General features: G+C 31.6%; 16 protein-coding genes and 2 pseudogenes. 5 read left to right on the top strand and 13 right to left on the bottom strand.

What is annotated here, in order from left to right; genetic code table 11:
- Window positions 1-7 precede the first annotated feature (7 nt).
- Genes M1D64_RS00300 through M1D64_RS00290 form a run of 3 tightly spaced genes read right to left on the bottom strand, consistent with a single transcriptional unit; the run spans window position 8 to window position 2,386 of the window.
- Entirely contained in the window at window positions 8-1,012 is a 1,005-nt protein-coding gene (locus tag M1D64_RS00300) for an NADP-dependent oxidoreductase (RefSeq protein ID WP_002483586.1), read from the bottom strand.
- A gap of 3 nt (window positions 1,013-1,015) precedes the next feature.
- On the bottom strand, window positions 1,016-1,681 hold the full coding sequence (locus tag M1D64_RS00295; protein WP_069821799.1) for an SDR family oxidoreductase: 666 nt from the start codon (window positions 1,679-1,681) through the stop codon (window positions 1,016-1,018).
- 21 nt (window positions 1,682-1,702) lie between these two features.
- Entirely contained in the window at window positions 1,703-2,386 is a 684-nt protein-coding gene (locus M1D64_RS00290; RefSeq protein ID WP_069821798.1) for a type 1 glutamine amidotransferase domain-containing protein, read from the bottom strand.
- A gap of 77 nt (window positions 2,387-2,463) precedes the next feature.
- Here M1D64_RS00290 and M1D64_RS00285 point away from each other — a divergent pair, with 77 nt between their 5' ends.
- Window positions 2,464-2,811 carry a MerR family transcriptional regulator gene (locus M1D64_RS00285; RefSeq protein WP_037538708.1) on the top strand — a complete coding sequence of 116 codons (348 nt, stop codon included), beginning with the start codon at window positions 2,464-2,466 and terminating at the stop codon, window positions 2,809-2,811.
- A 513-nt stretch (window positions 2,812-3,324) separates the two neighbouring features.
- Here the strand turns inward: M1D64_RS00285 and M1D64_RS00280 are convergent.
- A complete protein-coding gene (locus tag M1D64_RS00280; RefSeq protein WP_075340027.1) occupies window positions 3,325-3,507 on the bottom strand; it encodes a hypothetical protein in 183 nt (60 codons plus the stop codon).
- Between the two features lie 697 nt (window positions 3,508-4,204).
- Between M1D64_RS00280 and lip the strand changes: the two genes are divergently transcribed.
- Window positions 4,205-6,466, top strand: coding sequence for a YSIRK-targeted triacylglycerol lipase (gene lip, locus M1D64_RS00275; RefSeq protein WP_075340028.1), 2,262 nt, complete (start codon window positions 4,205-4,207; stop codon window positions 6,464-6,466).
- Window positions 6,467-6,680: 214 nt separating this feature from the next.
- Here the strand turns inward: lip and M1D64_RS00270 are convergent.
- The 6 genes and pseudogenes from M1D64_RS00270 to M1D64_RS00245 form a co-directional block, all read right to left on the bottom strand.
- Window positions 6,681-7,259, bottom strand: a pseudogene (locus M1D64_RS00270) (DUF5906 domain-containing protein); the annotation flags it as partial.
- Complete coding sequence (locus M1D64_RS00265) at window positions 7,259-7,627, bottom strand: hypothetical protein (RefSeq protein ID WP_075340029.1); 369 nt, start codon at window positions 7,625-7,627, stop codon at window positions 7,259-7,261. The pseudogene M1D64_RS00270 and the gene M1D64_RS00265, both read right to left, overlap by 1 nt.
- The gene (locus tag M1D64_RS00260; RefSeq protein WP_257616959.1) at window positions 7,620-7,751 is read right to left on the bottom strand and encodes a hypothetical protein; all 132 of its coding nucleotides are present in this window, start codon (window positions 7,749-7,751) and stop codon (window positions 7,620-7,622) included. Before M1D64_RS00260 ends, M1D64_RS00265 begins: the two co-directional genes overlap by 8 nt.
- Window positions 7,752-7,834: 83 nt before the next feature.
- A pseudogene (locus tag M1D64_RS00255) lies at window positions 7,835-8,116 on the bottom strand (DUF6038 family protein); the annotation flags it as partial.
- A 176-nt stretch (window positions 8,117-8,292) separates the two neighbouring features.
- Complete coding sequence (locus M1D64_RS00250) at window positions 8,293-8,757, bottom strand: hypothetical protein (RefSeq protein WP_129334951.1); 465 nt, start codon at window positions 8,755-8,757, stop codon at window positions 8,293-8,295.
- A 36-nt stretch (window positions 8,758-8,793) separates the two neighbouring features.
- Entirely contained in the window at window positions 8,794-9,369 is a 576-nt protein-coding gene (locus M1D64_RS00245; RefSeq protein ID WP_129531080.1) for an SIR2 family protein, read from the bottom strand.
- A gap of 186 nt (window positions 9,370-9,555) precedes the next feature.
- On the opposite strand from M1D64_RS00245, the gene M1D64_RS00240 reads away from it, so the two are divergent.
- The 3 genes from M1D64_RS00240 to arsC are packed head-to-tail and all read left to right on the top strand — an operon-like array spanning window position 9,556 to window position 11,578.
- A complete protein-coding gene (locus M1D64_RS00240; RefSeq protein WP_037538716.1) occupies window positions 9,556-9,870 on the top strand; it encodes an ArsR/SmtB family transcription factor in 315 nt (104 codons plus the stop codon).
- Window positions 9,870-11,159: an arsenite efflux transporter membrane subunit ArsB gene (gene arsB, locus M1D64_RS00235; protein ID WP_115338267.1), complete on the top strand. Its 1,290-nt coding sequence runs from the start codon at window positions 9,870-9,872 to the stop codon at window positions 11,157-11,159. The genes M1D64_RS00240 and arsB overlap by 1 nt, the downstream gene beginning before the upstream one ends.
- 17 nt (window positions 11,160-11,176) lie before the next feature.
- Entirely contained in the window at window positions 11,177-11,578 is a 402-nt protein-coding gene (arsC, locus tag M1D64_RS00230; protein ID WP_075340032.1) for an arsenate reductase (thioredoxin), read from the top strand.
- A gap of 19 nt (window positions 11,579-11,597) precedes the next feature.
- Here arsC and M1D64_RS00225 read toward each other — a convergent pair whose 3' ends face one another.
- From M1D64_RS00225 to M1D64_RS00215, 3 genes are all read right to left on the bottom strand, one after another.
- A complete protein-coding gene (locus tag M1D64_RS00225; RefSeq protein WP_075340033.1) occupies window positions 11,598-11,939 on the bottom strand; it encodes an ArsR/SmtB family transcription factor in 342 nt (113 codons plus the stop codon).
- Window positions 11,940-11,957: 18 nt separating this feature from the next.
- Window positions 11,958-12,575, bottom strand: a complete 618-nt coding sequence (locus M1D64_RS00220; protein WP_037538729.1) for a CadD family cadmium resistance transporter — start codon at window positions 12,573-12,575, stop codon at window positions 11,958-11,960.
- A gap of 546 nt (window positions 12,576-13,121) precedes the next feature.
- Window positions 13,122-13,577 (bottom strand): MarR family winged helix-turn-helix transcriptional regulator, encoded by a 456-nt coding sequence (locus tag M1D64_RS00215; RefSeq protein WP_075340034.1) that lies wholly within the window; start codon window positions 13,575-13,577, stop codon window positions 13,122-13,124.
- Window positions 13,578-13,645: the final 68 nt, after the last annotated feature.

Genomic DNA, 13,645 nt, shown 5'->3' with positions numbered 1-13,645 from the left:
GTCTTCTCTATTCTTCAGCGACTTTGACAACTTGTTTACCAAAATTCTCTCCTGTGAATAACTTTCTAAATGCAGAAGGTAAATTGTCAAAACCTTCATCTATCGTCACTTCAAATTTAATTTTACCTTCAGACACCCATTGTGCGAGTTGTTCGCTTGCTTCTTTAAAATGATCAGCGAATTGTGCTACTACAAAACCTTGCATCAATGCTTGATTTTTAATCAACGTTCCTTGGATACGTGGTCCAATATCGTCTTTTTCATTATTATATGCTGAAATTGCACCACATACCGGAACGCGTGCAAATCGATTTAAGTGTTTAAACACTTCATCAGAAATTGCGCCGCCTACATTTTCAAAATACACATCAATACCATCTGGTACAGCCGCTTCGAGTTGTTGTGCGAAATCATCTTGTTTATAGTCAATGGCCGCATCAAATCCTAATTCATCTGTTAAATATGTTGTTTTCTGCTTACCACCAGCAATACCGACAACTTTTGCGCCTTTAATCTTAGCAATTTGTCCTACGACAGAGCCTACTGCACCTGATGCAGCTGACACGACAACCGTCTCGCCAGATTGTGGTTGACCAATTTGAAGCAATCCTGTATAGGCCGTCATTCCCGGCATGCCTAAAACACTCAAATATAAATGTAATGGTACATCTTTTGATGGCACAGGGGTCACATCGTCTCCATTCACTGTATTTATCTTTTTCCATGGTAATATGCCTGTGACATAATCGCCGACAGATAGACGTTCATCGTTCGATTGTGTGACTTTTCCAACAATATGACCTTGTAATGGCTCATTCACTTGGAAAGGTTGAACATAACTTTTTGTATCATTCATTCTGCCTCTCATGTAAGGATCTACAGATACATAAATGGATTCTACTTGAACCTCACCTGCATGTGGTTCTCGAGTTTCTATTGTTTCAAATCTAAATACATCGTCTTGAGGGATACTTTGTGGTCGTTTTGCAAGTACAACTTGTTGATTATTCATTTATTATTCCTCCAGATATTTAGTCGTAGCGTCTGATAATGACAAATCACCATTGATGATTTGGAATTCGTGACCTTTTAATGTTACATCAGTTAACACAGAAACAAGCACTTCTGCTACATCTTCTCTTGTAATAGACGGATTTTGTACATTTTCAAATTGCGCACTCATATTGAATTGTTGCGTTTCATGATCGTTAGTTAATGCGCCTGGATGCACGATGGTATATTTTAAATTTGAATGTCTTAAGTAGTCATCCGCATAATGTTTTGCAATGGTATATGGTTTCAAGTCGCCTGACGCATCAAACGCTTCTCGACGTGAGTCGTACGTTGATACCATAACAAAGTGTTGACGACCGACGTGTTCACTTGCTTTAATTGCTTTCACTGCACCGTCTAAATCTACTATGATTGTTTGATCGTCACCTGTGCTTCCACCAGAACCGACGGAAAAAAGGATTTGATCATACGGTTTAAATAATTCTATTAATTCATCAATAGATTGTTTTGCAACATCAATGTAAGTTGCATCAATACCATCTGCTTTTAAAACTTCAACTTGTTCTTCTTTTCTAACACCGGCAGTAAAGTCAACGTTTCGTGCTTTGAGTTTGCGTACGAGATGTTGACCGACGCCACCATTAGCGCCAATAATTAATGATTTCATGTGTATCGCTCCTTTATGAAATTATTGATTAGCTAAGATTTTTAAAGCATGTTCAGCAACAGCATGTCCTGATTGAGGATTTTGACCAGTCACAATGCGACCATCTACGACTGCGAAATTGCTCCAGTCATCCTCTTTTTTAAAATGTGCACCGTTACTAATAAATTCGTCTTCTAATAAATATGGCATGTATTCAGTTGTACCATTTGCTTGTTCTTCACTATTTGTAAAACCAGTCACGTCTTTATGACGAACGAGGTAATCGCCATTTTCTTTAATATCGAGTAGACCAGCCGCACCATGACATACAGAAGAGAGAACGCCTTGGTTATTGTAAATACTTAACGCAATGTCGTTAAGTTCTTTGTTATTTCTAAAATCCCAAATCGCACCATGTCCACCTGCAAAGTAAATGGCTTGATAGTCGCTAGAATTAACCTCTTTTGGAGATAAAGTTTGTCCAAATTTGTTCATATAATCATGATCCGTATAGTATTCCCAGTCCTCAGCTCGCATCATTTCAGGGCTAAGACTGACAGGATCAAGAGGCACATATCCACCGTTCGGACTTACGAAATCAACATCATAACCTGCGTCATAGAAATCTTTCGCAAAGTGCGTAACCTCTGAGAACCACGCACCCGTAGGTCTGTCTAAATTATCGTATTTCGCAATGTTTGTTACAACAATTAAAGCTTTTTTCATTGTATTTCCTCCTCATTCATGTTTATATAGAGTACAATATCAGTTAAACCTTGGTTTAAGAGAAAGGATATGCTTACATGAAACAATATTACATTGAATATGTCTCAGATTATTGCAATATACCTAAAAGCAAACTGCGTTATTACGAGAAAAAGAATATCTTGAAACACATCGACAGAGATAGCAATAACAAGCGTTTATACACAGACGACGATATCGAAATGATTAAATTTATCCAGTGCCTAAGCAATTTGAATATGCCATTAAAAGAAATCCGAAAAAACACAGACATGCTTTATCAAAACCAAACAGATGTCCCAAGCGTGTTACGCGCACACCTAGAATTCTTGAATGAACAACGGAATTTGATCAGTAAACATATCGACTTAATTGAACAAGAAATACAAACTGCCATGACCGAGTGACGAAGGAAAAGGGATGTGTGAATTAAAAGTACGATGAGAAGAGTACGGAGGGATAGTGAATGAATAAGCATAAGGAAATTGTAGATTTTAAAGGTGGAGTGCGTAGATAAAGGGCGATAGGTGGATAGACTATAACGGTTATAATATACCTTATACCTAAAATTACAGAGTACTAAAACTATCTTATCTGCCATCTCTTGACGCGTTCCCCTTGTTAGTGGTTTAGCTAAAAAATCTCATTAAGTAAATGAATTTATATTATTAAAATTTTATAATAGATAAAATTACTGTACTTCTAATTAAATATAGCTAATTCATTTTGTTATCATTATATTTTTTTATTCATCATTACCTATATTAGTAAAAAACCACCTTTTTTCTCAACGAATTATTATAATTTTCTTGTATTCTTTTTAAGTATTGTCTATATGTGAATTCAATGTTCTGTTTGTTTTCATATTAATTGGTAACAAATCTAAAAAATTTATTAATATCTTGATAAAGCGTACTAATTTAATATTCAAATATCAACATTACTTTTTCTATTTCTTCTTTATATTTAAGAAACCCATTGAACATTTCATGCAAATGGTCATTTAAACTATCTGCGTTAAGCGTGAAATATGCTTTTCTTGTATGTATGGCAGTTATAATAGCTACAACACATGCAAAAACTGCAATAATAATCGAATTCAACAAAAATTAGGCGATTTAGCCTCTATAAATTCAGAGAATTAGTAGCCTAGAACCATTGTATTTTTATTAAATTCCCATTCTTAGGATTCACCGCCATCTGTTTATACAGAAAATATTACAAATCTTTAGTTTATATAAAGCGTACAAAAGACATTTCGGTTAAGGCTAATCATACCGTCTTTTTACTTATGATTATTTTTAATTCGATGATGTTAATGTTTTGATTATTCAAATGTTACTTGGGAAAGGGAGACGTATTACGCTACCTCGTTCGCTTAAAATTTCGATTTACATTTGAAAACATAAAAATAACGATTTTCAAAAAGCAGACTATTTCATTAGTTTTCCGTTCTTTTATTTTATCATTTATTTACAAATTTTAACTCTATATGCTTTTAAAGCGTATATTTACTTATAAAATTGTGACAAAATATTGACGGCGCTTTCATTTAGAGCTACTATATATTTAAATTCCCTCACCAACGGTAATTTATAAGTCTCGTATGTAACTTCTTTTTACATAGAAATTTTTTATAATTGTAAGCGCTTCCTAAAAATATCGATTTAAGAAAGGATGATTGTTTTGGAAAATGTTAAAGCAGTATTTAGTAAGTTCTTTGGATTTATACCCCGTGCAATTATCAACATTTTTATCTAATTTATATATTTAAATAACTAATTAATAGAGGTGCTATTCATGAAAAATAGAGAAAACAGATACAGTATTCGTAAATTCAGTGTAGGTGCATCATCCATTTTAGTAGCGACATTGCTATTTATGGGAGGTGGCGGCGGTGCTGCACAGGCAACAGAAACACATCAGAAAGTGGGTACCTCTGAATCAACTTTAGCGCAATCTACTGGTGATAATCAAAAACAAGCTGATGAACAGGAAACACAACAAAACAAAGTTCAATCTAACGAACAAACAGCCTCTACATCGCAGTCAGTAACTAATGAAAATGAAAAACAACAAAATTTACATAATGAAAATACACCTTCAACTTCAGTTAATGATGACACGAATAAATCATACACTAATGAAGAAACAACAAACCGCCTAACTGATCAAACTACAAAAAATCAATCAACTGAAGCTACAGAAGCATCAACTACAGAAACACATTCCGATAACTCTCAATCAGCCTTAACTAGAGAGGATTCACCTTCTCTTGAAAAACAAGAAACGACTAAAAGCACACTTCAAAAAGACACAGAAACTTCAGATAAAAAAGATAACACAACAGAAACATCTACAAATGTAAATCCCACAGCAGAGAAAGCGACTAATCAAGAACTTTCAGTAACACCAACTACTACTGATGAATCAAAAACACTATCTACAAAAGATAATACATCAAAAATAACTGACAATCATTCATCAGAAAAGATTCAATCAGAGCCAACCGAAGAAACTTTACAATCCACGTCATCAAAAGCTGAAGATAATTCAAATGTAAATCACGATTCAACAAAAAATGATAATAATGATGTAGAAACACTGTCTACTGAAAAAAACAATGGTATCATAAATACAAATGCAGCAAAACAAACAATACCAACTAAACAATCAATAGATTCCACTACATCTAAAGAGAATACTTTAAATATTAAAAAGGGAACTATCTCAATCAATGATGCAGCAAATGAAACTGTTGGAAATAAAAGTGCTAAAGATCAAAAAGACTCACCGGCAGAATTAGAGATGTTAGCTAACAATACAGTAGCCACGACAAATAATACGTCTCAACAACAAGGTACGACGGAAACAAAAGACCAAACAAACAAACCTGCTAAGCAAGGTCAATACAAAAATCAAGATCCAATTATTCTTGTTCATGGTTTTAATGGATTTACTGACGATATTAATCCTAGCATTTTATCACATTATTGGGGTGGAGATAAATTAAACATTCGTCAAGACTTGGAACAAAATGGTTATAATGCTTATGAAGCAAGCATTAGTGCGTTTGGTAGTAACTATGACCGTGCAGTTGAACTTTATTCCTATATTAAAGGTGGTACTGTTGATTATGGTGCTGCACATGCAGAAAGATATGGACATGAACGCTACGGTAAAACATACGAAGGTGTTTATAAAGATTGGCAACCTGGCCAAAAAGTACATCTAGTCGGTCATAGTATGGGAGGACAAACTGTCCGTCAATTAGAAGAATTATTAAGAAATGGTAGTCAAGAAGAAATTGAATATCAAAAAGCACATGGTGGTGATATTTCTCCTTTACTACAAGGTGGTCAAGATAATATGGTTTCTTCAATTACCACATTAGGTACACCACACAATGGTACACACGCCTCTGATAAATTGGGTAATGAGGCCATTGTTCGTCAAATTGCGTTTGATCTAGGTAAAAAACTTGGTAATAAATACTCTCGTGTAGACTTCGGTCTATCTCAATGGGGGTTAAAACAACAACCTGGAGAATCTTATTTATCATACCTTTCACGAGCTAAAACTTCTAAACTATGGCAAACAAAAGATAATGCTTTTTACGATTTAACACGCGATGGTGCCACAGATCTTAACCGTAAAACATCACTCAATCCTAATATCGTTTACAAAACGTATACAGGTGAAGCAACACACTCTACATTATCGGGTAAATATAAAGCGGACTATAATCTTTTCTTACCATTCACAGCTACTGCAAATGTCATTGGTAAAGCTACTGAAAAAGAATGGAGAGAAAATGATGGCTTAGTTTCTGTTATTTCATCCCAGCATCCTTTCAATCAAGCTTACACAGAAGCAACAGATACAAATCAAAAAGGTATTTGGCAAGTAACATCTACAAAACATAACTGGGATCATGTCGATTTTGTAGGACAAGATAGTAAAGATACAAAACGTACACGTGAAGAATTACAACAATTTTGGTACGATTTAGCCGATGATTTAGTTCAAAGTGAAACGCTCACTCAAACTCAAAAAGCTTAGTCTTTAATAGGTATTTAGAGAAAGGTGGTTAATCTAATGTCTGGTGATATCTTTCAATTATTTAGTTCTCTTTTCAGAGTAGTTAAAGCATTATTTTTCTAATTTAATATAAGCAAAACCCCCTTCAAATGAGAGAAAAATCATTTCCTTTGGAGGGGTTTTTCATTGTGAAAAAGTATGTATTACATTGTCTATGGTTAAGTAATATTGGATTCAAATTTAATCGTGTCTTAGGGAATATTTTTGTATCATTTTCAACCACTTTAAATGTCTTTAGATTAAACATGTTTCTCCCACAGTCAATATAATCTTTATCCCCATTGAGTTCTTCTGTATCTGAGGGTTTTTGCAATCCATCTACGACATTTCTTAGAATGCTTAATGAAGGCTTATAACCTACAAGCAATACTTATATCATTTTATTTTAGATATCATGCCTTGTAATTCATCTCCATTTATCTTTTGCCACCCGTTAGCTTTGAAAACAAACCGTTCTGAATTAAAGCGTTTGATATGAAAAACCTTTATCATCATTTCTATGAGTACGGTGTCATTGGGTTTCTTCTTAATAACAAAAATAGCTATAGATGTTAGGTCGATAATCCGTATCTTTTGGGATATTAAGTCGTAACTAATCGATAAGTTCGTTATACACAATTTCACCTTGAGCCGTTTCTTCTATTTCATTGTCATTATTAACAGAAATAGTTAGGATAGCAATCAGACCTTGACGGTCAATTGCCTCCTTAGCCACACTTATTATTTTAGTTAGCATTTCGAATATACTGTTCATTATAATATACCTTCAGTTTCTTTTAATGGCGCTACATCGTGTACATAATAATTATCATTATATTGATCAATATGGATTAAATGCTTTCCGTCAATGTAAGATTCATACGTTTTGTAACCCACGCTATAGTTACTACAACGTTTAAGCCAATCATTGATTGACACCTGATTTGTGCTCGCTTGTGTTGAAATATTATGATTCGTATATACAATTTGATTGTTCACTTTAATTTTATATGTGAATTGGTGTTTTACTTCACTTGAAACATCTGTTTGGATCACAAAATGTAACGTAGCTACATATATATTATTTTCTTTAAGTGATGTAATACTTGGAATGTGTAGGCTTTGTCCTCTATCATTATTCATGGTCAACACCTCCTATTTCTTCCAATGTCACATGCGCAAATTCACCATTGAACAATTGGTTAGCTGTATCTTTCATTAGTTGGGCAACATCCTGTGCAGTCTCTTTATCATCACATTCAATCATAATCGCATCATGTATGGGTACGATAATTTTGAACGCTTTTTGTGCATGTATATGTAACCTTAATGGTTTAAATTCAATTTTATCTATATCATTCTTAATACTTTAATAAAATTTGCATATTGGGTAATATCTATATTCTCTATCGCCCCTTTTCTTAACCTAACATCTTCATCCATTATTGCATTAGGTAACTTATCGTCTGACATATTATTCAATAAGACGCATAATATATCAAAAGCTATACCATTAAAATTATATGCAGCTCTTTCACTTTCTCCAGGGTTTTTTTGAAATTTTTTCATATCAATCTTATAAATATCGACTAGTTTATTAATTCTTTTCTGTAACTGCGCCTTATTTTTAAGACCTAAGGCTTTCTCAGATCTTTTTTTGTATACATTTTTTGAATGCTTTCTCTAAAGTCGCTACTATTACACATTATCCATTACTACATTTGAACTATATTTTTTCAAATCATATGCACACAATAATTTTTTGTATGATGTATTATTTTTATTTTCGAATTCAAGTAGATGTTTTTTTAATCTTCTAAAACAATAAATTGGGAAAAATTGATTTTTTGAATTATTTGCTTATTAATTACATCAAGAATTTGTTTGTTCTCTTCTTCTTCTATCTGAAAATATTTTTGCATAAGTTCTGGTACAATTTGAAACTCATATTTAATCGTTTTTGAAGTTCCAATAGCTAGTATTTTTTCACTATTATTTAAATCATCTATATCTTCTGTTATTTCAACTCTAGTTTTACCACCTTTATAAATATCTTTAACAACATTCTGAACCTTACGTATATCCAAGGCAGAAACTGATAGTTCTAAATTGCCTAATGCTTTATATATACTACTATAATCTTCAGTTTTAATTTTATTAATTCTAATAACTTTGTTATTTTCTAGTTGAATATCGTGTTCCACAACCTCTTTATTTTTAGAACCTTCGTCAAACTCTACCAGTAAAAAGTTACTTCTAATTCTTTCAGACAAATCACTATTTATATATACATATTTATAAATAGTTTCTTAAATATCTCTTATGTTTTCATCGTTTATGCTATAACCCAGAAAAATAATTGGATTATGAATAAATAAAGATAATAACTGTGCTCTAATTAGTTCATAACTAGTATTGAATTTATTGTAATCTTCACTAGTTAATACAATTTTATCTGGTTGACTTATGCAGCCATGTATTTTATAAACTGATCCATAAGGATTACTTAATAATATTTGATTACCAATTAAAGGATTAAATTCGAATAAGTTTTCTATCAATTTGTCATAGTTAGTAGTAACAATTGATCCAATATTCTTTCTAGCCTTTTTCATATGAATAAATTCATCTTCAAAATTGATTTTAAAATCTAGTTTCTTAAATAATTTTGATATATAAATTTTAAACCTACTAATATTTATTCCTTTTTCCATTAAATTATAATACTCATCATTGATTTCTTTATTTCCAATTAACTGATAACAGATATGTTGCAGTAGATTTTCCCAACTATAGCTATTATTTAAGTACCTTAAGCTTAATCCAGTACCTATAAATAATACCCGATGATTTAAATACCCTTTAATGAACTCTTCTATTTTCAAAATTATACTTCTTTTCTTTTTGTTATGAACAAATTATTTTTTAGTTTTATTTGTGATAGGCTTCTACTTATCGGTAGATGATGCGGTTTTTTTCTCATTCCCCAATCCTATAGATCCACAAGAACACATAACATAGACAATAATCTATATAGATGGTACTCTATATATTGTAAGGGAGGTATGGTTATGTCTTATCAAGAACTAGCAACAATATTAAAAGTTTTATCTGATCCAAGCAGATTAGAAATAATAGATTTACTTTCATGTGGTGAACTATGTGCTTGTGATTTACTGGAACATTTTCAATTTTCACAGCCTACGCTAAGTCATCATATGAAGTCATTAGTCGATAAGCAATTAGTTCTTTCAAGAAAAGAAGGTAATAAACATATGTATCGACTTAATCATGAAATTTTAGATGATGTTAATCATAACTTAAATCTTATTAATACATCTAACGAACGATGTGTATGTAAAAATATGAAGTCAGGTGAGTGTTAATGACAATATTAGCAATTGTGATTTTTCTTTTAACTTTAACCTTTGTGATATGGCAACCGAAAGGTTTAGATATTGGTATCACAGCTTTAATTGGAGCTATCGTTGCGATCATTACGGGAGTCGTAAGTTTTTCCGATGTATTAGAAGTAACTGGTATTGTTTGGAATGCTACTTTAACATTTGTAGCTGTTATTCTTATTTCATTAATATTAGATGAAATTGGATTTTTTGAATGGTCTGCGATACATATGGTCAAGGCTTCAAACGGTAATGGATTAAAAATGTTTGTTTTTATCATGTTACTTGGGGCAATTGTAGCAGCCTTTTTCGCAAATGATGGTGCAGCTTTAATCTTAACGCCCATTGTATTAGCGATGGTAAGGAATCTAGGATTTAATAAAAAAATGATTTTCCCCTTTATTATTGCCAGTGGTTTTATTGCAGATACGACATCACTGCCCTTAATTGTAAGTAACTTAGTTAATATTGTTTCTGCAGATTACTTTGATATTGGGTTTGTTGAGTATTTTAGTCGAATGATTATTCCTAATATATTCTCTCTGATTGCTAGTATTCTCGTCTTATGGATATATTTCAGAAAATCTATACCTAAAAGGTTCGATACAGAAAATCTTTCAGACCCTAAAAATGCAATTAAAGACCCTAAATTATTTAAGGTTTCATGGATTGTATTAGCAATACTACTTGTGGGTTATCTTGTTAGTGAGTTTATTCAAATCCCTGTATCAATCATTGCTGGTATTATTGCTATTATCTTTGTACTGTTAGCTCGCAATTCCGAAGCTGTGCATACGAAACAAGTAATTAAAGGTGCGCCATGGAATATTGTCCTATTTTCAATTGGTATGTATTTAGTCGTATTCGGCTTGAAAAACGTAGGCATCACCGCAATTTTAGCTGATGTATTATCCAATATTTCAAGTTATGGACTATTCAGTAGTGTTATGGGCATGGGCTTTATATCTGCTTTGTTATCATCAATTATGAATAATATGCCTACAGTTTTAATAGATGCAATTGCTATCGGACAATCGAATGTAGTTGGAACAATTAAAGAAGGTATGGTTTATGCGAATGTCATAGGTTCTGATTTAGGACCTAAAATTACACCAATTGGTTCTTTAGCAACATTATTGTGGCTACATGTCTTAACACAAAAAGGTGTGAAGATTTCGTGGGGGACATACTTTAAAACTGGAATTATCATTACTATTCCAGTCCTATTTGTAACACTCTTAGGTTTATACCTTACACTAATCATATTTTAAGAAAAGAGGCTTTAATTATGGATAAGAAAACAATTTATTTTATATGTACAGGAAACTCTTGTCGTAGCCAAATGGCTGAAGGTTGGGGAAAAGAAATATTGGGTGAAGATTGGAATGTCTATTCTGCTGGTATTGAAACACATGGTGTTAATCCTAAAGCAATAGAAGCTATGAAAGAAGTAGATATTGATATCTCAAACCATACATCAGATTTGATTGATGGTGATATCTTTGAACAGTCAGATTTGGTCGTAACATTATGTAGTGATGCAGACGATAATTGCCCTATATTACCACCTAATGTTAAAAAAGAACACTGGGGCTTTGATGATCCAGCAGGAAAAGAATGGCCAGAATTTCAACGTGTTAGAGATGAAATTGGAAAAAGAATACAAGAATTCAAAGAAACGCTCGTTTAATGTGAGCGTTTCTTTATATTTAAGTCATACATTTTATTAATAATGATTTCATTTCTATATCTTTGATATAATAGTATGCCATTTTCCCATCCTTGTAAAAATTCAGCACGTCTCTTTTATACAGGGCTCTCAAATGATGTGATGTTGAAGCTATACTCAAACCTAATGTTATAGATAAGTCACAAACACATAATTCTTTCTCTTTAATTAGAGCTAATATAATTTTCAGCTTATTCTCATCACTTATCTTTAATAATGTATTGATAAGCCATTGAGTTTTTTCTTCTTTTAAAAATCTTAAAGCATAATTCACTTTTTCCTCATGAACACAAATGACGTCACAAATTTTATTGTTACTCATATTAAGTCACACCTTAATTTATAATATAAATCCTAATATTGTTTGTATGGTTTCATTTTCAATAATAATAAATAAGCCCAATGCTATGTAAATAACAGCCATAATCCAACGACTGAATTTCTCAACAATTTCACCCACACCAGGAATTCTAGCTAGTTTTTGTGCTGTGAATACTAAAAAGAAAATTAAAACTAAAAATACAATTAAGGTAGTCAGTAATTCAATAATATCCAATGCTACAAAATAAGGGACAAATAAACCAATATTATCTGCACCACAACTTGCAATTGTCACTAAAGAAACAGTTCCTACTAATTTGGACAAACCTTTTTCGTTTAATTCTTTTTTTGCTCTTTTTTCACCTTCACAATCATCATAAATAGCAACTTTTATACCTAAGTAGATGGGGATCAAACCTAATAAACCTAATATCCATTTCTCTGGAACATAATGTAACACAAAAGCTAAAAATAAACTGACTAATATGAGGATAATCGATCCTAAATATTGACCTATATAAATATCCCTATATTCTTTTCTAGTCTTTGCTCTAGCAAAAAATATTAATAAAATCACTAATAAATCTACCGCAGTTGCAATATAAAGTATTGCCGCAGTTATAATAGTCTGAACCATAGAGCACCTCATTCAAATATACATTTGAATGAATTGTATCATATATTGCATATCTTATGAATAATAAATATTAGAACCGAAAAGTGACACTTTAACTGATAGTAAGGGGCTGTGTACATACGAGTGATTTATAGAGTCTTTGAGAATACGACTTAAAGCGATTTTAATTTGTCAGTTCATTGCATTTTGTTTTTTTTAACAATTTCACTAATAAGAAGAACCTTATAAAAACCGCATCATTTATGATGCGGTTTTTGGTTAATAAATAGCCGGTTTCAATATGAAACCGGCTAAACAAATTTTATGATTTTTATATATTGGGATAGTAACTACAATAATCTTTTAGCAATATGAACAGTAATTTTAGGATGAATGAATTAACTGATAGCAATCTACATGTATAATACAAATATGTAGCGGTTGGTTTCTTATAATAAATGACTCAATGTTCTTACTAATATGATTACGATTAATAAACGTTAAATTTTTATTTTTTTAAATATCTAAGTTACAGCGGATACTTTAATTTAGTGAAATTAACTTACTCTAGTAGTACTTTTTTAAAAATGTCTTTTCAAAATTCATGAGCTGATACATAAATTTTTCAAAATCTTCTCTAACAAAACAGCTTAATAAAAGTAATTTTATTTCTTTTGTTAAGTTGTTTTTTATTTCTTTTAATAAGCGTTCTCCATTATGCGTCAAACTCACTAATTTAGTACGTTTATCATTAGAATAAACTCGTTGCACATAACCTTTGTATTCTAACTTCTTAACATGTTTTGATGCAGCTGTCTTATAAGTACGTTGCTTATTTGCTAAGTCGTTAATCGATACTTTTTCATTATGCTGAATAAAATACATTGTTTCTATTTGTTCATAAGATAAGTAACGACCTGGTTCCAATTCTTTAACCATGTTAGTAATTGCTTTATTAATATTCGCTGTAGCATCATAGAATTGGTTAATTATTATTTCTAAGTTTCCCTCTTTATGCTCCATATTAACCTTCCTTACTAAACTATCGTTTTTCAACCATCATTGATTTTTTAAAAATTAAATATTACTTA

The organism is Staphylococcus sp. Z5-21, assembly GCF_056529615.1.
Note: the sequence above shows the minus strand (reverse complement) of the source record. Positions and strands in the feature narration are given on the sequence as shown.